19 protein-coding genes and 1 pseudogene are annotated in these 18,347 nt (G+C 51.0%); 18 read left to right on the top strand and 2 right to left on the bottom strand.

The genetic code is table 11. From position 1 onward, the window contains the following. Positions 1–5: 5 nt before the first annotated feature. The 18 genes from GPL15_RS20925 to GPL15_RS20840 all read left to right on the top strand — a co-directional run bounded on the left by GPL15_RS20925 (position 6) and on the right by GPL15_RS20840 (position 18,027). Positions 6–947 (top strand): ABC transporter permease, encoded by a 942-nt coding sequence (locus tag GPL15_RS20925; protein WP_215700614.1) that lies wholly within the window; start codon positions 6–8, stop codon positions 945–947. 11 nt (positions 948–958) lie between these two features. Continuing rightward, positions 959–1,798: an ABC transporter permease gene (locus GPL15_RS20920; protein WP_215700613.1), complete on the top strand. Its 840-nt coding sequence runs from the start codon at positions 959–961 to the stop codon at positions 1,796–1,798. A 16-nt stretch (positions 1,799–1,814) separates the two neighbouring features. After that, positions 1,815–2,795, top strand: a complete 981-nt coding sequence (locus GPL15_RS20915) for an ABC transporter ATP-binding protein (protein ID WP_215700612.1) — start codon at positions 1,815–1,817, stop codon at positions 2,793–2,795. Further along, positions 2,788–3,744, top strand: coding sequence for an oligopeptide/dipeptide ABC transporter ATP-binding protein (locus GPL15_RS20910; RefSeq protein WP_215700611.1), 957 nt, complete (start codon positions 2,788–2,790; stop codon positions 3,742–3,744). Before GPL15_RS20915 ends, GPL15_RS20910 begins: the two co-directional genes overlap by 8 nt. A 15-nt stretch (positions 3,745–3,759) precedes the next feature. Continuing rightward, the gene (locus GPL15_RS20905) at positions 3,760–4,428 is read left to right on the top strand and encodes a DUF1028 domain-containing protein (protein WP_215700610.1); all 669 of its coding nucleotides are present in this window, start codon (positions 3,760–3,762) and stop codon (positions 4,426–4,428) included. A gap of 23 nt (positions 4,429–4,451) precedes the next feature. Next, entirely contained in the window at positions 4,452–5,624 is a 1,173-nt protein-coding gene (locus GPL15_RS20900; protein ID WP_215700609.1) for an amidohydrolase, read from the top strand. Positions 5,625–5,947: 323 nt separating this feature from the next. After that, the gene (locus GPL15_RS20895) at positions 5,948–7,084 is read left to right on the top strand and encodes a tripartite tricarboxylate transporter substrate binding protein (RefSeq protein WP_215700608.1); all 1,137 of its coding nucleotides are present in this window, start codon (positions 5,948–5,950) and stop codon (positions 7,082–7,084) included. A 24-nt stretch (positions 7,085–7,108) separates the two neighbouring features. Next, positions 7,109–7,585: a tripartite tricarboxylate transporter TctB family protein gene (locus GPL15_RS20890; RefSeq protein ID WP_215700607.1), complete on the top strand. Its 477-nt coding sequence runs from the start codon at positions 7,109–7,111 to the stop codon at positions 7,583–7,585. A gap of 12 nt (positions 7,586–7,597) precedes the next feature. After that, positions 7,598–9,094, top strand: coding sequence for a tripartite tricarboxylate transporter permease (locus GPL15_RS20885; RefSeq protein WP_215700606.1), 1,497 nt, complete (start codon positions 7,598–7,600; stop codon positions 9,092–9,094). Positions 9,095–9,146: 52 nt separating this feature from the next. Then, the gene (gene ulaG / locus GPL15_RS20880) at positions 9,147–10,232 is read left to right on the top strand and encodes an L-ascorbate 6-phosphate lactonase (protein WP_215700605.1); all 1,086 of its coding nucleotides are present in this window, start codon (positions 9,147–9,149) and stop codon (positions 10,230–10,232) included. An 11-nt stretch (positions 10,233–10,243) separates the two neighbouring features. Further along, complete coding sequence (araD, locus tag GPL15_RS20875) at positions 10,244–10,957, top strand: L-ribulose-5-phosphate 4-epimerase AraD (protein WP_215700604.1); 714 nt, start codon at positions 10,244–10,246, stop codon at positions 10,955–10,957. Positions 10,958–10,997: 40 nt separating this feature from the next. Beyond that, positions 10,998–11,807, top strand: a complete 810-nt coding sequence (locus tag GPL15_RS20870; RefSeq protein WP_215700603.1) for a sugar phosphate isomerase/epimerase family protein — start codon at positions 10,998–11,000, stop codon at positions 11,805–11,807. 43 nt (positions 11,808–11,850) lie between these two features. Continuing rightward, positions 11,851–12,669: a transketolase gene (locus GPL15_RS20865; RefSeq protein ID WP_215700602.1), complete on the top strand. Its 819-nt coding sequence runs from the start codon at positions 11,851–11,853 to the stop codon at positions 12,667–12,669. Between the two features lie 12 nt (positions 12,670–12,681). Beyond that, positions 12,682–13,656 (top strand): transketolase C-terminal domain-containing protein, encoded by a 975-nt coding sequence (locus tag GPL15_RS20860; protein ID WP_215700601.1) that lies wholly within the window; start codon positions 12,682–12,684, stop codon positions 13,654–13,656. Beyond that, on the top strand, positions 13,657–14,718 hold the full coding sequence (locus GPL15_RS20855; RefSeq protein ID WP_215700600.1) for a uroporphyrinogen decarboxylase family protein: 1,062 nt from the start codon (positions 13,657–13,659) through the stop codon (positions 14,716–14,718). Next, positions 14,715–15,734, top strand: a complete 1,020-nt coding sequence (locus tag GPL15_RS20850; protein WP_215700599.1) for a hypothetical protein — start codon at positions 14,715–14,717, stop codon at positions 15,732–15,734. The genes GPL15_RS20855 and GPL15_RS20850 overlap by 4 nt, the downstream gene beginning before the upstream one ends. Positions 15,735–15,792: 58 nt before the next feature. After that, positions 15,793–16,497: a FadR/GntR family transcriptional regulator gene (locus GPL15_RS20845; protein WP_215700598.1), complete on the top strand. Its 705-nt coding sequence runs from the start codon at positions 15,793–15,795 to the stop codon at positions 16,495–16,497. 51 nt (positions 16,498–16,548) lie between these two features. Continuing rightward, positions 16,549–18,027 (top strand): sulfatase, encoded by a 1,479-nt coding sequence (locus tag GPL15_RS20840; protein WP_215700597.1) that lies wholly within the window; start codon positions 16,549–16,551, stop codon positions 18,025–18,027. A gap of 28 nt (positions 18,028–18,055) precedes the next feature. Here the strand turns inward: GPL15_RS20840 and GPL15_RS28175 are convergent, their stop codons facing one another. Together GPL15_RS28175 and GPL15_RS28170 are read right to left on the bottom strand one after the other, a co-directional pair. After that, a complete protein-coding gene (locus GPL15_RS28175) occupies positions 18,056–18,220 on the bottom strand; it encodes a hypothetical protein (RefSeq protein ID WP_346345014.1) in 165 nt (54 codons plus the stop codon). A gap of 6 nt (positions 18,221–18,226) precedes the next feature. Next, positions 18,227–18,313: pseudogene (locus GPL15_RS28170) on the bottom strand (AbrB/MazE/SpoVT family DNA-binding domain-containing protein); the annotation flags it as partial. Positions 18,314–18,347: the final 34 nt, after the last annotated feature.

Below are 18,347 nucleotides of genomic sequence, written 5' to 3'. Positions count from 1 at the left end.
GTTCCATGGCCCGTTATATTGCAAAACGTTTGTTAAGTATCATTCCCGTTCTCTTTGGGATATCCCTGGTGGTATTCTTTTCTGTGCGGCTGATTCCGGGAGATTTCGCTACAATCGCATTAGGCACACAATATACGGAAGAAGCAGCCCAGGTGCTGAGATCCCAGTACGGCCTGGACCGTTCCCTGGTGGAACAGTATTTCATCTGGCTGGTGCAGCTTCTTCAGGGTAACATGGGATATTCCTATACTTCAGGTTCAGCGGTGTCGGCTCTTTTAGGCGCCGCTCTGCCTGTCACTCTGGAACTGACATTTTTAAGCCTGTTAATGGCTGTATTTATCGGAATTCCCATGGGGTACTGGGCCGGATGCAAACGCAATAAGCTGCCGGATTCCATCGTTACAATTACAGGCCTTCTGGGAATTTCGATCCCGGGATTCTGGCTGGGCACGATGATGATTCTTTTGCTGTCCCTGAAACTGGGCTGGTTTTCTTCCGGCGGATTTGTTCCGGTTTCGGAAGGGCTGTTTCTCAATCTGAAATCCATGGTGATGCCGGTGCTGGCTTTGGGAAGCGCGGTCAGCGCCGTGGTGATGCGTTCCTCCCGGTCCGCCATGATCGAGGTGATCGACCAGGAATATATTAAAATGGTCAGGGCCAAGGGAGCATCCGGCAAAAGGGTTATCTTTAAACATGCGGTGAGAAATACGCTGGTCAATGTACTGACCATATTAGGGCTGCAGACGGGCTCTCTTTTGGGCGGTTCCGTGGTAATTGAAAAGATCTTCTCCCTTCCGGGAATCGGATCGCTGGCTTTGAAAGCCATTACCAGCAGGGATTATCTGCTTTTGCAGGGCACGGTTTTGTTTGTAGCTTTGATGTTTGTACTGATTAACTTAATTGTGGATCTGCTGTACTGCGTTGTGAATCCACAGATTAAATATTAGGAGATACCCATATGAAGGATTTTTTTGACCGTTATATACATAACCGGCTGGCTGTCATCGGAACGGCGGTATTGCTGCTGTTTGTGATCATGGCGCTGTTCGCTCCGGCAATCGCGCCTTACGATCCTTATTTTATGGATGGGACAGCGGTTTTAGTGGGGCCCTGCAGCGCCCATCCATTTGGAACCGACAATATGGGCAGGGACATTCTTTCCCGGGTGATATATGGAAGCAGGATTTCCCTGTGGGTTTCCATCGTATCCGTGTCCATCGCCACTGTGCTGGGACTGCTTCTGGGAGTGTCAGCCGGATATTTTGGCGGGGCCCTGGATGCCGTATTATCGCGCCTGACGGATATCATGTTTTCTTTTCCGGAGGTGCTGCTGGCATTGCTCATCATGTCAATTCTGGGAGCAAGCCTCAATAATATCGTAATCGCCATAGGAATCGTGTACACGCCCATATTTGCCAGAATCGCAAGAGGGGCGGTGCTCTCCATCAGAGGCTCTCTCTATATCGAAGCGTCCAGATCCATTGGGGTGTCAAACCGGTCCATCATTTTCCAGCACATTATTCCCAATATCCTGTCTCCGGTCATTGTACAGGTAACCCTGTCTCTGGCTTTTGCCATTCTTGCGGAAGCGTCTCTGAGCTTTTTGGGAATCGGCGTGGAGCCTGACATCCCTTCCTGGGGCGTCATGCTGAGCAATGGTAAAGACTGGCTGGAGCTGGCCTGGTGGTCGGCTGTATTCCCGGGCGTCTTTATCTGTCTGGCCGTTCTTGGATTCAATGTTCTGGGCGACGGTCTCAGGGACATTCTGGACCCCAAACTCCGCAACGTAGAGAATTGAGAATAAGGAGAGACACATGAAGGAACAAGAGATTCTGCTGGATGTAACAGAACTTAGCGTAAAATTCCACACCAGAGAAGGCGTGGTTCATGCGGTGGAAAATGTAAACTTTACACTGAATAAAGGGGAAATACTGGCTCTTGTAGGCGAATCCGGCTGCGGCAAGTCGGTCACCGCAAATACGATTATGGGGCTGATCGGAAGGAAAAAACATGAAAAAGTCAGCGGAAGCGTCAGCTTTCACGGAGACGATCTGCTGAAAAAATCCGAGCGGCAGATGCAGAGGATCAGGGGGAACCAGATTTCCATGATTTTTCAGGACCCTATGACGTCTTTGGACCCTCTGATGCAGATTGGAGCACAGGTTGGGGAGGTTCTGGAAATCCACGAACCCATTAAAAAGAAAAATGCAGTGGAAAAAGCGGTGGAAATGCTTAAAACGGTGGGAATTCCATCGGCGGCAGACCGGGCCAAGGATTATCCCTATCAGTTTTCAGGCGGAATGCGCCAGAGAAGCATTATCGCGGCTTCCATGATGTGCAGTCCCGAGATGATCATCGCCGATGAGCCCACCACAGCGCTGGATGTGACCATACAGGCCCAAATCCTAAAACTTCTGGCTAAGCTCCGCAGGGAGAGGAATGTTGCCATACTGCTGATCACCCATGACCTGGGCGTGGTGGCGGAACTCTGCGACCGGGTTGCGGTCATGTATGCGGGGGAGATTGTGGAAACTGCACCCGTTAAGGAACTCTATGCCAATCCATGCCATCCGTATACCAAGGGGCTGATGGATTGTCTTCCCGTTCTGGGGAGCAGAAAACGGCTGGAACCGATTCCGGGCCAGCCGCCTAAACTGATTTCCCCGCCTCCAGGCTGCAAATTTAAGGACCGCTGCAAATATGCCTGCGAAGGCTGTGAAAAGCCCCAGTCATTGGCTGAAACCGGAGAAGGGCATAGGACTGCCTGCTGGAAATGGAGGGAATGCCATGAATAGAGAAATACTGCTCCGGGTAGAGCATTTATCCAAAGAATTTCCAGTGAAGGGAAAAAAGGCGACTTTAAAAGCGGTGCAGGACGTTTCTTTTACCCTGAATAAGGGGGAGACACTTGGTATCGTAGGAGAATCCGGCTGCGGAAAATCCACGCTGGGCAGGCTGGTGCTGCGGCTTTTGGAGCCCACCGGCGGCCGGGTGGTCTTTGAAGATGAGGATTTGACGGCTTTGAGCCAGAAGGAACTCAGGGACAGGCGCAGGGAGTTCCAGATGATTTTCCAGGACCCCTATGCCTCCTTTGATCCGAGAAAAACCATTAAGAAGATTTTAGAAGAGCCATTGGCCGCCCACAAGGTGCCTGCGGACCAAAGGCAGGCTTTGATTGAGCGGATGCTTTCGGTCACAGGGCTTCCCTTAGACGCCCTCAAACGGTATCCCCATGAATTTTCCGGGGGACAGCGCCAGAGAATCGGCATCGCCAGGGCGTTGATTTTAAATCCCAAACTGATTATTGCGGACGAGCCTGTGGCTGCTTTAGACGTTTCCATCCAGGCCCAGATTTTAAATCTTTTGATGGATCTTCAGAAGGAATTCGGCTTATCCATGATATTTATCGCCCACAATTTAGCCACCGTCCAGTATATCAGCCGCAGAATCATCGTGATGTATTTGGGACATGTGGTGGAAATTGCGGACGCGGATGAGTTGTATGAGAATCCATGCCATCCGTATACACAGGCTTTGATCTCTTCCATTCCCATGCCGGATCCGGAAATCAGGAAAGAGGCCAAGGGAATTGAAGGGGAAATACCAAGCCCCATCGACCCGCCCAGCGGATGTGTATTCCGCACCCGGTGTCCTTATGCGTCGGAGACATGCGCCGCAGATATCCCTGTTTTGAAGGAAACGGAACCGGGGCATTTTGTGGCGTGTGACTACTTTAATAAATGATTTCGGAGGAAACCAATGAAATTCAATACATATTCCATTATAGCCCGATGCAGTAAAACGGGATGTATCGGCGGGGCGGCTGCGTCCTATTATCCGGGGCTCGGGGCATTTTCGCCCTATATCCGCCAGAATTACGGCGTGATCGCGTCCCAGGGATGGGTAAACCCATTTCTGAATGAAATTGTAATGCGCAGCATTATGCAGGGAGCCAGCGCGGAAGAGGCCCTTCATAAGGCTTTGCTGGAAGATAACGGAAAGGAACTGAGACAGATTTCCGTGGTGGACTGCAGAGGGAATTCCGCCGCCTTTACCGGAGAGGGCAATGATCCGGTGAAGATGCACCTGCGCGGGGACGGATATGTGATAGCAGGAAACCTGCTGACCTCGAAAGATGTCCTTTACGCGGCGGAACAGGCATTTTTGGACAGCGCAGACGAACCGCTGCCTGACCGGATTATGAAAGCCATGCTGGCCGCCGACCGGGTGGGCGGAGACGCCAGAGGGAAAATGGCGGCGGTGATCCGGGTGGATAAGATCGTGGGATTCCCCTACATCGATTTCCGCATTGACGACCATCCACAGGCGGTGCAGGAATTGAATAAATTGTATGAAAAACATAAACAGCATATTTTTGATACCTATGACGACTGGGTGGAACGGGTTAAAAAAGGGATCAAAGACTGATCAAAAGGCGGAAAGGAACGAATATGGGGATTTATGAAGACGCAAAAGGTCAAAAGAACCTGCTTGTAAAGCTGAGGCGGCATATCCACCGGCATCCGGAACCTGGCATGAGGGAGTTTGAAACAGCCGCTTATATAAGGTCCAGGCTGGAAGAGTGGAAAATCCCATGGATTCCGGCAGGAGAGACGGGAACCGTGGCAGTTATTGCGGGCAGTCAGAAGGGACCGGTTCTGGGGCTCAGAGCTGATATCGACGCTCTGGAGATGGAGGAGCTGAATCAAAACGGCTATGTTTCCTGCAATCCCGGAGTGATGCACGCCTGCGGCCATGACGGCCACAGCGCATCCCTGCTGGCAGCGGCTAAATATCTGTCTGAGAAGAGGGATCAGCTTCCAGGAACGGTAAAATGCATCTTCCAGCCGGGGGAAGAATGCGGGGAAGGGGCAGCTTCGGTAGTGAAGAGCGGAGCGGTGGACGATGTTGAGGCATTTTTCGGCCTCCATGTTTCCAGTTCCCATCCAACTGGCTGCGTTACCATCAGAGAAGGCTTTATGTCCGCTGCCAACGACCGGTTTGTGATCCGTGTTAAAGGGAAAGGCTGCCATGGTTCCACTCCACAGAAAGGGGCGGATGCTCTGCTGGCCGGAGCCGCTCTGTCCTTGGCCCTTCAAACCCTGGTTTCCCGGGAGAGCAGCCCACTGGACCCCACGGTGATCACCATTGGGCGTTTTGATGCCGGCAGCGCTTATAACATTCTTCCGGAAAATGCTTATCTGGAAGGAAGCGTCCGCACCCTGCGGGAAGAGCGGAGAGTAAAAAACAGGGAGATCATCACCCGCATGGCCGAATGTACGGCGGCAGCGTATCACTGTACGGTGGAAACAGAGTTTCAGTGTACGGCCAAGGCGGTATACAACGATGAAAAGCTGACCGCCCTGGCCCGGCAGGCGGCCCGGGAATTTCTGCCGGAGGAATCGGTGCTGGTTCAGGAAGAAAGCCTGGGCGCCGAAGACTTCGGAGAGTTTTTAGAGGTGGCTCCCGTCACCTACATGAATATCGGTTCCAGAAATGAAGAGATGGGGATTACAGCTCCTCTTCATCATGGGGAATTTGATATTGATGAGGACTGCCTTCCGGTCTGCATGGCGATGTATGTGACATTTGCGGAAAAGTTTTTTGGAAATAAAATTCAATAAGATCTGATATGGAGATACCGTATTGCAGGAATTGGCCTGCAATGCGGTATCTTTTTTGTTTTTCGTTTTTACGGCCCGGGTTCAAAAGGAAAGAGGATTTCAAAGAAATCAGCGATGGGGATACAGGTGCGGATACAGGAGCGGATTCAAAGCAGAAAGCATGAGTGGAAAAATAGCATGTAAGTAATAAAAAATCACAAATATGTGCATAAATGATAAAAATATATTGACTTTAAAATAATTATAGTATAATATGTTGGTATATTGGTAACACCAATTACCCAATAGACCAAAAACACCAGTTTTTAAAGAAGGAGAAGATTATGATGAAAAGAAGCATGATGTTAATGATGGGATTGAGCGCGGCGATCGCGATGGCAGGATGTTCCACGGCAGCGAATAAGCCGGCAGAAACAAAAACAGCGGCAGAAACAAAAGCGGCAGCGGAGACGAAAGCGGCGGAGACAAACGCGGCGGAGCCGGATGCAGGAGAGAAAAATCCGGCGGGGGCGGACGAAACGGGGAATACAGGGGCAGCGGCGGAAAGCAAAGCGGAAGAAAAGGGCGGAGCCGGTTCCTATGAACCGACGAAAAGCTTTCAGTTCGTAGTGCCGTTTGAAGCGGGCGGAAACAGTGATATCCCGGCCAGGATATTTGCAAAATATATGGGCAATTATTCTTCCCAGAGCGTGGAAGTGGTGAACATCACCGGCGCAGGCGGAAGGGTGGGGGCCAAAGAAGTTATGAACACCGAACCGGACGGCAGCACCCTTTTGATGCAGCCTGTGGGTTATCCCATGCAGTACGCCATGGGAGTTGCGGATTTTACATATGAAGATTTTGATATGATCGGAACCTGGTGTGATTCTTCTCTCGCTCTGGTGATAAAAGCGGATTCCCCGTATCAGACCATGGATGATCTCATAAATGCCGCCAAAGAAAAACCGGAAACCATTAAAATGGGCTCCGTGACAGGAACTCTTCCCCTCTTTGCGATTCTGGAGATCGAAAAACAAAAAGATGTGAAGTTCCATAAAGTGGATTTGAGCGGCGGATCGAAAGCGCCGGAACTGCTGGGCGGAAGAGTGGACGGATATATTGACGGGTTCGCATCGGTGAAACAGTATATTGACGGAAAACAGTTCAGATGCCTGGCTGTGATCAATGACACGGATATTGAAGGATATGAGCAGTTGGATACCTTTAAGGAACTGGGATTTACCAACTATGATTATCTGAAACAGACATTCGGCATGTGGGCGCCAAAGGGAACTCCGAAAGAAGCCATAGACTATGTGAATAACCTGATCAAACAGGCCAGTGAAGATCCGGAGTGCATCGCGGAGATGAAAGCCCTGTCCTATGATACCACATATACTACGGTCGAAGATTATACAAACCTTATGAAAGATACCTACGCGGCCTTTGAAGAGGCGGCCAAAGGGATTACGGCACAATAACGGATAGGGATTAAGGGGGAACGCATGGGAGAATTGGTATTTTTGGCCGTGGTATCGGCCATAGCAGTGGGTATGTTTTTCATGACATTCCAGTTTCCTTCCAGCATACTGGACCAGTCTGGGGGAGCGGGATTGTTTCCAAGAATTATCGTAGTGATGCTTCTGGCCTGTATTTTAATGAGGCTGTATCAATATTTCAGAAAACCGGATACCAGGAAGCATTTCGTATTTCTTGAAATGTTCCAGGGGCTGCGCCTGGTTTACATACTGATGACCGGCGTTTATATCGCGGCCATGGCGCCTCTCGGATATATCATCTCCACCGTAGCGTATATGACGGCGCTGATTAATTTCTTTTACTATGCCCAGATGGACCGCAGGCCCTCCGCCAAAACGGAGGCAGTGATCGCAGTGGGTGTGACGGCGGGAACCATTGGTATATACTGGTTTTTCGGCAGCGTACTGCATGTTATGCTGCCGGCCGGTTTGCTGAAGGGTTAAAGGAGGGAAGAGATGGATTTATTAAATATATTTATGAATGTATTGCAGCCTCAATACCTGCTTTTGATTCTGACCGGCGTTGTGGTGGGAAGCATATTCGGCACCATACCGGGGCTCAACGCTCCGATTGCGGTGGCTCTGGTGCTGCCGTTCACATTTGTGATGGATGTGATGTCGTCCATGTGCATCATCATGGGGCTGTATATGGGCTGTGTGTCAGGGGGACTGGTTTCTGCCATACTTCTGAAAATCCCGGGGACTGCGGCTTCGGTAGCTACCACATTTGACGGTTATCCCATGGCTCAGAAGGGGATGGCTACGGAGGCCCTGTCCTATGGCGCGTTCGCTTCCATTTTCGGAGGGCTGTTCAGTACCGTCTGTCTGATCGCTTTTGCGCCGGTGCTGGCCAATATGGCCATTGGCTTCGGGCCGTGGGAATATTTCGGAACGGCTACCCTGTCTCTTGTAATCGTGTGCGTGCTGAGTTCAGACAGCCTGAAAGCATTTACGGTCGCCCTTATCGGGCTTCTGTTTAAAACCGTGGGCATGAGCCCTGTGGACGGGGTTGCGGCCAGATACACCTTTGGTAATTATAATCTGGAAAGCGGATTTAATCTGGTTGTAGTGATTATCGGCATCTTTGCACTCCCTGAAATTCTTAATTCCATCGGGGAGCTGAAGGTCAAAACAAAGCCGGTGAAGGTGAAGAAAAAGCTGTTTTATGTGCCTGGATTAAAGACCATAAAAGAGAATTTAGGAACCATGATCCGAGGCAGCGTGATTGGAACCGCCATCGGAATCCTGCCGGGAATGGGCGGCGGGGCGGCCAGCCTGATATCCTATGCCCAGGCCAAAAAGGGATCGAAACACCCGGAACTGTTCGGCACCGGCATCGCGGAAGGGATCTTCTGCTGTGAAAGCGCCAATAACGCCACCACAGGCGGGGCCCTGATCCCCATGCTGGCATTGGGAGTGCCGGGAGACACGGTGACGGCCATCATCATGGGCGCGCTGACCCTGCAGGGCATCACGCCGGGGCCGCTTTTGAGCATGAACCAGCCGTCCCTGTTCAAATCCATCATCGTGATCGTGCTCATCGCCAATGTGTTTATGTTCCTGTACCAGATCACTACCATCAGGTTCATGGCGAAGATCATTGAGATACCCAAGCGTTATCTGTTCCCCCTGGTTTCCATGTTCTGCGTGGTGGGGGTGATCAGTTTAAACAATAACCTGTTTGACCTGGCAGCGCTGATGGGATTCATGATTGTGGGCTATATTCTGGATAAGAACCACTATCCACTGGCCCCGTTTGTCCTGGCAAATGTGCTGGGCGGCATCATTGAAGACAACATGAGAAGGGCGATTATATACCAGCGGGGATTTTTAAACTGTATGAAAGTTCCTTCCATCGGAACCGTATTTTTCATACTGGCCGTGCTGCTGCCGGCAGTTTCCTGGCTTCTGAAAAAGCCGGATGTAAGAAAAGCGCTGCATTTAAAAAATTAGAGAGGGATTTTAACAAACCTCATCATTAAACTGTTTCAGAATGGAGAAAAAAATGATCAATAATGTGAATATCAAGGACATAGACAGGCAGTTTTGGATTGACAACGTATTTCCCGAATGGGGAACCTTTTTAAATGAACAGATTGAGGACGCTAAAGTGGGCCCCGGCAAATTCGCCATGTGGTGGCTGGGATGCACTGGAATCTGGATTAAAACCCCTGCGGACTGCAACATCATCATCGATTTGTGGCTGGATACGGGCAAACAGACCACCAAATTCCCGGAGCCGCCGGAATGGGGCCAGGGAAAGGATTTCCAGATGGCGCGCATGGTGGGAAGCAGACAGTGGCAGCCCAATGCCCGGGCCGTTCCCATGGTGATCGACCCCTTCGCGATTAAGAAGATGGACGCCGTGTTGTCCACCCATTTCCACAGGGATCATATCGACCCCTATGTGGCGGCGGCCATTGTGAACAATACGGACGCGCCTTTTATCGGGCCCAAATTCAGCTGCGATATCTGGAGAAAATGGGGAGTGCCGGAAGAACGGATCAGGGAAGTGAGGCCGGGTGATTCCATTAAAATCAAGGATATGGAGATCGTGGCGGTGGATTCCTTTGACCGTACCGCTCTCATAACGGCCCCTCCTGCCGGTGATATCAGAGGGATTCTGCCGGACGATATGGATGACAGGGCGGTGAACTTCATCATAAAGACCCCGGGAGGCAATATTTACCACAGCGGCGACTCCCATATGTCCAATTACTATGTGAAACATGGAAAGGATCATGAGATTGACGTGGTTTTAGTTTCCTACGGCGAAAATCCCATCGGCTGTTCCGACAAAGTGACCAGCGTGGACTGCCTGAGGATTGCGGAAAATCTGAATGCCAAGGTTTTGATCCCGTTCCATTATGATATCTGGTCCAATATGCTGGCGGATCCAAAGGAAATCCAGTTGGTCTACAACTACAGGAAAGACCGCTTAAACTACAAATTCCATGTCTTTTTATGGGAAGTGGGAGGCGGATATCTGTATCCCGACGATAAGGAGAAAAAGCAGTTCATGTTCCGCCGCGGATTTGAAGACGCTTTTGAACTGGATGAACCCAATGTTCCGTTTAAGTCATTTTTATAATGGAGGGAAATATGGATTTAAAACAGTTAAAACAGGAGGTCTATGACGCCAATCTGGAGCTGGTGAAGCGAGGCCTGGTCATCTATACCTGGGGAAATGTCAGCGCCGTGGACCGTGAAAAGGGCCTGGTGGCCATAAAGCCCAAAGGGATTGAGTATGACAGGCTGACAGCGGACGATATGTCGGTGGTGACCCTGGACGGAACCCTGCTGGACGGACTTTTACCCTCCGTGGATCTGGATATCCATCTGGAGATTTACAAAAACTTCCCGGAGGTGGGCGGAATCGCCCATACCCATTCCACCTGGGCCACGGCCTGGTGCCAGGCAGGAAAGGGGATTCCCGTTTTGGGAACCACCCATGCGGATCATTTCTACGGGGAAATACCCTGTACCAGGCAGATGACCCGCAAAGAGGTGGAAACGGATTATGAGCGGAACGTGGGAAAGGTGATCTGCGGGCTGTTCAAAGGCCGGAATATGCTGGAAATGGGAGCTGTTCTGACGCCGGGCCACGGGCCGTTCACCTGGGGAAAGGATGGGAAGGCGGCTGTGGAACACAGCGTAATCCTGGAAGAGCTGGCGAAGATGGCAAAGCTGTCTTTGGATATCATGAATGCGGATATCAACGGCAAAACCGCCAATTTCCTGCCGGATTATATGCTGAAAAAGCATTATACGAGAAAATATGGAGCTGATTCCTATTTTTATCAGGATAAAACATGAAAATTTGATTAAATGCGTGTGAACGCGGTTGGGGGCAGGTATGAAGACTTCAGTGTCGTTATCTTTATTTAAAGCGGATAAAAACGCTCCTGTGCTGTTTCAGGGGGATATTGAAACCAATATTCCCCTGATCCGGGAGATGGGATATGAGGGCGTGGATTTGTTTGTGGAAGATCCGCGGGCGGCCGTCAGCCGCCGGGCCATAGGGCTGCTTGAAAGCCATGGTCTGGAAACCGGGGTCGTGATGCCTGCGGCGCTGGCCGGACAGGGCCTGTTTCTCGGCGACAGGGAAAAAGCGGTGAGGGATGAGATCATCGTGAGGATGAAGGAAATCATTGCCTATGCGTCGGAAGTGAAGGGAATGGTCTCCCTGGGCCTGGTGCGGGGCAGCGTGGGAAAAGGCGATGCTTATGATGAGTTTTTCCGCCGCTTTCAGGATTCCATAGAAAAAATCCTGCCATTTGCAGAAAGCTGCGGCGTGGAACTGGTGATTGAACCCATTAACCGCTATGAGATCAATACCTTAAACAGCAGTGAGGAGGCGTACCGGTTTATTGAAGAGACGGGGCTTCCCCTATATCTGATGCTGGATACCTTTCATATGAACATTGAAGACCGGTCTGTTTTGGGGAGCCTGAGGCTGTGCGGAGACAGGATCCGCCATATCCATTTTCTGGACTCCAACCGGCTGGCGCCCGGCATGGGGCATCTGGATATGGAAGGCATTTACAGGGTATTGAAGGAGATTAGATATGATGGATTTTTGTGCCTGGAAGCGCTGGCTAAACCGGATGGAGAAACCTGCGCCAAAAAGGGGATTGAATTCTTCAAAAAGATTGGTTTACTGTAACATTTTATGATTGCCGTATTTGATCGGCGGAAATGAGGTCAAAATGGATCAGGAATTAAAAAAAGGGCTGGAACAGTTTGCCGCGAAACTTAGGGTTACGGAGATGGATATGTTCGGCAGCCTGGGATTTGGACATATAGGGGGAACGCTGTCAGCCACGGATCTGATCGCCGTCCTGTACGGTGCGGTGATGAACTATGATCCGGCCAATCCAGGATGGGAGGGAAGGGACCGTTTTGTCTCCTCCAAGGGCCACGCGGGCCCCGGGATTTACTCGGCCCTGGCTTTAAAAGGCTTTTTCCCTAAGGAATGGCTGAACACCCTGAACCGGGGAGGAACCAGCCTTCCCAGCCACTGTGATAAGAAAAAAACGCCGGGAATCGATATGACGACCGGTTCCCTGGGACAGGGGGCTTCCCTTGCCCTGGGCATGGCTTTGGCCTTAAAAGGCCGGGATAATTACGTATATCTCCTGCTTGGAGACGGGGAATGCAATGAGGGGCAGGTGTGGGAAATGGCTTTATCCGCGGCCCATCACAAGGCGGATCATCTGATTGCATTTGTAGATTACAACCACAGGCAGCTGGACGGGGATACGGAGGACATTTTGGACATGGGGGATATCAAGGCCAAGTTTGAGGCCTTCGGATGGTATGCCCGGGAAATAGACGGAAATGATGTGGAACAGATTTATGACGCCATAGAACAGGCCAAGGAACAGGCAGAAGGCCGTCCTTCCATGATCGTGATGCAGACCGTGAAGGGAAAGGGCGTGAAATGGATTGAAGAGACGAAGCTGAACCATCACATGACCATAACCAGGGAACAGGCAGACCGCGCCATTGGGGAACTGGGCGCATAGGAGGTGGAGAGAATGTTGGAAACGATCTATGACGGAAGTTTAGGCGCCGTCCCATTAAAACAGGTATTCCCTGATGTGATGGAAGAACTATTGAACCAGGATGAGCGGGTGGTTTATCTGGACGCGGACCTGATGAATTCCATCGGCATGGGCGGATTTGATAAAAAATATCCGGGAAGGGCCATGGATATGGGCGTGCAGGAGGCCAACATGGTGGGAGTGGCCGCCGGGATGAGCGCGGAGGGGAAAATCCCCTATATCCATTCCTTTGCCCCATTTGTATCCAGGCGCGTTTACGACCAGGTGTTCCTGTCGGTAGCTTACGCCGGGAACAATGTGAGGATTATCGGAAGCGATCCCGGAGTGACCGCCGCTTATAATGGGGGAACCCATATGCCTTTTGAGGACATCGCCCTCTACCGGGCCATTCCCGGAGCCGTTATTTTTGACATCTGCGATGGAGTGCAGTTGGAACAGGCGCTGAAGATGACTAAGGACCGGTACGGTTTAACCTATATCAGAACACCCAGAAAACAGATGAAGCAGATCTATCCCCCCGGCAGCCGGTTTGAGATTGGGAAAGGCCGCGTGCTGGCGGATGGAACTGATGTGGCCATCATTGCCAGCGGCATCATGACGGCGGAGGCTTTAGAAGCGGCCGGGCGTCTGAAAGAGCAGGGCATCAGCGCCGCTGTGATCGATCCGGTCACCGTTAAACCGCTGGATGAATCCCTGATCCTCTCATATGCAAGGAAGACGAGGGCCGTGGTCACCGCGGAAAATGCCAACGTAAACGGCGGCTTAGGAGACGGAGTGGCATCCGTGCTGTCCTTAAATGAGCCTGTACTTTTGAGAAAAGTGGGGATACAGGATGAATTTGGAGAAGTGGGCACAGAGGAGTATTTGAGGAAACGCTTTTGCCTCACCCCTGAGGAAATCGTGAAACAGGCGGCAGAAGTTGTCAGGCTGAAAAGGGAGAGGGGTTAAATGACAAGTTATGAAATTGTGCTGAAAAACATAACCTTCGGCAGCCCGGAGCGGATTGCCCTCAAATATCCCACCCTTGGAAAAGGCGATATGGTGCGGCTGTTTCTCCAGCGCCCGAGAGCCTGCCGGAAACCTGGGGAAGAGCCGGATATGACAAAAAAGGCCGTACCCATTCCCGGTGAGACGGACGAGTGGGGAATCCGCTGGGAAAATTCAGACAGCAAATCGGGCCTGGGCCTTGGACAGCCGGTGGGGTTTCCCATTAAAGACTGGGAGGAATCCTATCAAAGTTATGTGATGCCGGATCCCTATGAACCGGGCCGTTTTGACGGGCTTGAGAAAGCGCTGGAAGCGGCGGGGAGGGAAGAAAAATGGGTGCAGCTTAACAGCCAGTACTGCATTTTTGAACGGCTCCATTTTCTGAGGGGATTTGAAAACACTCTGGTGGATCTGTATACCAATGAAGAAGAGCTGACAGAGCTATGTGACCGGCTTCTGGATTACCAGCTTGGGATCGTACGGCAGGCCGCAGAATTAGGAAAGGGCAGAATCCATTCCATCGATACCTCCGACGACTGGGGAACCCAGAACGCCCTGATGATCAATCCGGCTATGTGGAGAAAGGTGTTTAAGCCCCGCTATAAAATCCTGGCGGATGAGATGCATGAACACGGAATCTATATGAATTTCCATTCCTGTGGATACATAACCGACATCATGGAAGATTTGATTGAAATCGGAGTGGATATCGTGAACATCCACCAGCCCAACCTTCTGCATTTGAAGGAATTCGGTCAGCGGTTTGCGGGCAGGATCTGCTTTGATGTGGCCGTGGATATACAGGAGACGCTGCCTACAGGGGATAAGGGGAAGATCGAACAGGAAGTAAAGGATCTGATCCGGTACTGGGGGACCAAAGAAGGGGGGCTCATAGCCGCGGAATACCGGTTTTTGGATGCCATCGGGGCCACCAGGGAATCCTTTGAATACGCGTTCCAATGTTTTGAACGCTATGGGGATTTGAACCGGAAAAATGCAGAAAAGGAGAAGGAAATGATATGATAATAGAGAAGACAACGCTGGCCCAGGTGGACAAAGTTTATGCTGCCTGCATCGGCCGGGTGGACGGGGAAACTGTTTTTTTCGGGGCGTCGGAAGGGCCGGGGGAGTGTGTCTGCGCGGCAAAGGGCGGGATTGACACGGTTTGGACCCAGCCCGGAGGAACCATGAATCTGGTGCCCATACCGGGGCGGGACGGGGAATTTTACGGAACCCAAAAGTTTCTTCCCGTGTTCGCCGCTGAGGAATGCACGTTAAACTACATAAAATATGAAGACGGCGGCTGGATTGTAAAAGAAGTGATGAAAACACCCTACCTCCACCGGTTTGACCTGTTTATGCAGGATGGGGAAGTCTGGTTTATAGGCTCCACCCTTTGCGGGAAAAAGGAATTCACCCAGGACTGGAGCAGCCCGGGTGCCGTATATACAGGGCGGGTGCAAAAAGACCCGGCCCAGGCATTTCCCCTTAAAAAATTGTATGAGGGGATAACGAAAAACCATGGTTTCTGCAAAGAGGAGGCAGACGGGGCGGTCAGATACCTGGTCACCGGCGTGGAGGGCATTTTTGCCTTTGAAGTCCCCGGCAGGCCATGGGACGAGGAATGGAAGATCAAAAAGATCTATGACGGGGAAGTGAGCGACATCGCGGTCTGCGATATCGACGGGGACGGCAGGGCGGAATATGCGTCCATAGAACCATTTCACGGCAGCAAAGCCGTTATCTATAAAGAGGTTGACGGGACGCTGTCACCTGTCAAGGAATATGAGATCGATTTCGGCCATGTGATATGGGGCGGGACGGTGAATGGAACACCGGTATTCATACTGGGATACCGCAGACAGGATATGAGGCTTTTGATGATTTATTATGACGGGGATTTTAAAGAGGAAACCATTGACTCGGAGACCGGCCCCAGCCAGATATCCGTTTTATCCGGCGAAAAAGAAAGCTTTTTGCTGTCCGCAAACCGCCAGATCAATGAGCTGGCTCTATATAAAATCAGTATTGACAAATAATAAAGAGAACTCCATACTGGTAATAAGCGGCAAAAATTGTAATAGTAAGGTGATGTGAATGATAGTAAGAAAGAGTATTAGCGATCAGGTATTTGATTATTTAGTGGATGAAATTAGAGGAGGGCGTTTAAAGCCCGGCGATAAATTGGATACGGAGAGGGCTATGGCGGAAAAACTGGGCGTCAGCAGGGTTTCCATCCGCGAAGCTGTCAGTTCACTGAACCGAATGGGCGTTTTAGTTACAAAACAGGGCGGAGGAACCTATGTCAATTCCAAGATTCCGGATATGCTCAGCAAGGCCATGGACATTTATCTGGTGCTGGATGAAAATCTGGTGCTGGAATTCATGGAAGTCAGAAAGCTGATGGAATCCGAGGCGGCCCGGCTGGCCAGTGAAAATGCCACGCCGGTAGATTTAATGGAACTGCGGGAGATACACGAAAAAAGAAAGGCTCTGACCGCGGATCCCAAGGCGGAGCCAAACCATGATCTGTTATATGAATATGACAGACAATTCCACCGCGCCATTGCCAAAGCGACCCATAATACGGTATTCGGCAATTTCATCGATGCGATCTGCACCACTTTGAGGATTCAGCAGAGAGAGGCGTCAAAAAAGGTGGATATGCCGGTGCGGTCCAACGAATATCATGAAAAGATTTTAAATGCCATCACGGAAGGCAACGGCCCCCTGGCAATGGAACTGATGACCCAGCATCTGGAAGAGGTCTGTGAATCCATAAGAAACAGCGTGGCCGATTAGAGTGTGCAACACACTCCAGAGGCCTGGGAGAATCGAAAAGAGAGGCCAGGAATGAAAGCGATTATCGTATTTTTTGACAGTTTAAATAAAAGATATCTTCCGCCCTATAACCCCTGCTGTGATACTGCTGCGCCCAATTTCACAAGGCTGGGGGAGCACAGCGCCGTATTTGAAAACAGTTATGTGGGCAGCATGCCCTGTATTCCCGCCAGACGGGAACTCCATACGGGACGCTATAATTTCCTTCACAGGGAATGGGGGCCGTTGGAGCCGTTTGACGATTCCATGCCGGAACTGCTGAAGCAGAGCGGTATTTACACCCATCTGATCAGCGACCACCTCCATTATTGGGAAGATGGCGGCGCCACCTATCATCCCCGGTATTCGTCCTGGGAAATCGTCCGGGGCCAGGAAGGGGACCACTGGAAAGGGGAGGCGGCCATGCCAAAGATTCCGCCGGTGGTGAAAGTGCCGTCCATGCAGAATGGAACCGGCGTATCGAAGCACTGGAGATATGACTGGGTGAACCGGCAGTACATAAAGGAAGAAAAGGATTTTCCCCAGACCAGGTGTTTTGATCTGGGATGTGAGTTCATAGAGAAAAATAAGGATCAGGACAACTGGATGCTGCATTTGGAAACCTTTGATCCCCATGAGCCCTTTTATGCGCCTGAAAAGTATCTGGAGTTGTATCCCGAAGAGTATCAGGGGAATCATTTTGACTGGCCATGCGGAACGGTGGAAGAGGAAGAGTCCCAGATCGATCACTGCATCCGGGGCTATAAGGCCCTGGTTTCCATGTGCGACCACAGCCTGGGCAGGGTCTTGGATTTAATGGACCGTTATGATCTGTGGAAGGATACCATGCTGATCGTGGGAACCGATCACGGATTTTTGCTGGGGGAACACGGCTATTGGGGCAAAAACCGGATGCCGTATTACAATGAGAATGCCAACACCCCTCTCTTCATCTGGGATCCCCGAAGCAGAATCAAAGGGGAGAGGAGGACGGCCCTGGTTCAGATGACAGACTGGGCGCCCACAATCCTTAATTATTTTCACCTGCCCATCCCTCCGGACATGGAAGGGAAATGCCTGGAGCAGACGATAAAAACAGACGAAACGGTCCGCAGATACGCCCTTTTTGGCATGTTCGGCGGCCATATCAATATTACGGACGGCCGCTATGTTTATATGAGGGCGCCGCTCCCGGACAAAGAGGGGGAATTATACAATTATACTCTGGCGCTTCAGCATATGAACACGAGGTTTTCAGCCGGGGAACTTGAGGGCATGGTTCTGCGGGAACCATTTTCATTTACCAAGGGCTGCCGGGTGCTGAAGGTGAAGGCGGAGAATAAGTTTCATATGAGCGGTTTTGGTTCCCTGCTGTTTGATCTGGAACGCGACCCGGGAGAGCTTGAGCCGGTTGAGGATGAAGCGGTGGTGAAACGGATGACAGAGGCCATGAGGGAAGAAATGAGGAAGAATGACTGCCCGGCGGAACAGTTTGAGCGGGTGGGGATTTGAATGTATATAGGAACAAGGGGCAGTGGCACTAATAGTGCTTCTGCTCCTTGTTTCCTTGTTGCCTTTCCTTTCCGTATCGGACTTCGTCCACAAGTGCCTGGACATCGTCTTCGTTATAAACACCCATAGTTTCAGAAACACCTGTAAACGCAGCTTGTGCCTTGCGGATTGCTTTTGCAGAAGCATTAGTCACGACAATCTCTCCATCCTGGTTTTGTATGAAGAGAATTTTATCGCCCGATTTTAAGCCAAGCAGGCGCCGGATTTCCACAGGCACTGTTATCTGGCCATTGGCATATAACCTAGCTCAATGTAAATGT

Origin of the sequence: Clostridium sp. MCC353, from assembly GCF_018785315.1 — a bacterium.
Taxonomy (GTDB): Bacteria; Bacillota; Clostridia; order Lachnospirales; family Lachnospiraceae; genus CHH4-2.
Note: the sequence above shows the minus strand (reverse complement) of the source record. Positions and strands in the feature narration are given on the sequence as shown.

What these genes read in the sequence shown, in the direction of transcription:
- GPL15_RS20925 (WP_215700614.1), top strand. Translation starts at nt 6, where the DNA reads ATGGCCCGTTATATTGCAAAACGTTTGTTAAGTATCATTCCCGTTCTC.
- GPL15_RS20920 (WP_215700613.1), top strand. Translation starts at nt 959, where the DNA reads ATGAAGGATTTTTTTGACCGTTATATACATAACCGGCTGGCTGTCATC.
- GPL15_RS20915 (WP_215700612.1), top strand. Translation starts at nt 1,815, where the DNA reads ATGAAGGAACAAGAGATTCTGCTGGATGTAACAGAACTTAGCGTAAAA.
- GPL15_RS20910 (WP_215700611.1), top strand. Translation starts at nt 2,788, where the DNA reads ATGAATAGAGAAATACTGCTCCGGGTAGAGCATTTATCCAAAGAATTT.
- GPL15_RS20905 (WP_215700610.1), top strand. Translation starts at nt 3,760, where the DNA reads ATGAAATTCAATACATATTCCATTATAGCCCGATGCAGTAAAACGGGA.
- GPL15_RS20900 (WP_215700609.1), top strand. Translation starts at nt 4,452, where the DNA reads ATGGGGATTTATGAAGACGCAAAAGGTCAAAAGAACCTGCTTGTAAAG.
- GPL15_RS20895 (WP_215700608.1), top strand. Translation starts at nt 5,948, where the DNA reads ATGATGAAAAGAAGCATGATGTTAATGATGGGATTGAGCGCGGCGATC.
- GPL15_RS20890 (WP_215700607.1), top strand. Translation starts at nt 7,109, where the DNA reads ATGGGAGAATTGGTATTTTTGGCCGTGGTATCGGCCATAGCAGTGGGT.
- GPL15_RS20885 (WP_215700606.1), top strand. Translation starts at nt 7,598, where the DNA reads ATGGATTTATTAAATATATTTATGAATGTATTGCAGCCTCAATACCTG.
- ulaG (WP_215700605.1), top strand. Translation starts at nt 9,147, where the DNA reads ATGATCAATAATGTGAATATCAAGGACATAGACAGGCAGTTTTGGATT.
- araD (WP_215700604.1), top strand. Translation starts at nt 10,244, where the DNA reads ATGGATTTAAAACAGTTAAAACAGGAGGTCTATGACGCCAATCTGGAG.
- GPL15_RS20870 (WP_215700603.1), top strand. Translation starts at nt 10,998, where the DNA reads ATGAAGACTTCAGTGTCGTTATCTTTATTTAAAGCGGATAAAAACGCT.
- GPL15_RS20865 (WP_215700602.1), top strand. Translation starts at nt 11,851, where the DNA reads ATGGATCAGGAATTAAAAAAAGGGCTGGAACAGTTTGCCGCGAAACTT.
- GPL15_RS20860 (WP_215700601.1), top strand. Translation starts at nt 12,682, where the DNA reads ATGTTGGAAACGATCTATGACGGAAGTTTAGGCGCCGTCCCATTAAAA.
- GPL15_RS20855 (WP_215700600.1), top strand. Translation starts at nt 13,657, where the DNA reads ATGACAAGTTATGAAATTGTGCTGAAAAACATAACCTTCGGCAGCCCG.
- GPL15_RS20850 (WP_215700599.1), top strand. Translation starts at nt 14,715, where the DNA reads ATGATAATAGAGAAGACAACGCTGGCCCAGGTGGACAAAGTTTATGCT.
- GPL15_RS20845 (WP_215700598.1), top strand. Translation starts at nt 15,793, where the DNA reads ATGATAGTAAGAAAGAGTATTAGCGATCAGGTATTTGATTATTTAGTG.
- GPL15_RS20840 (WP_215700597.1), top strand. Translation starts at nt 16,549, where the DNA reads ATGAAAGCGATTATCGTATTTTTTGACAGTTTAAATAAAAGATATCTT.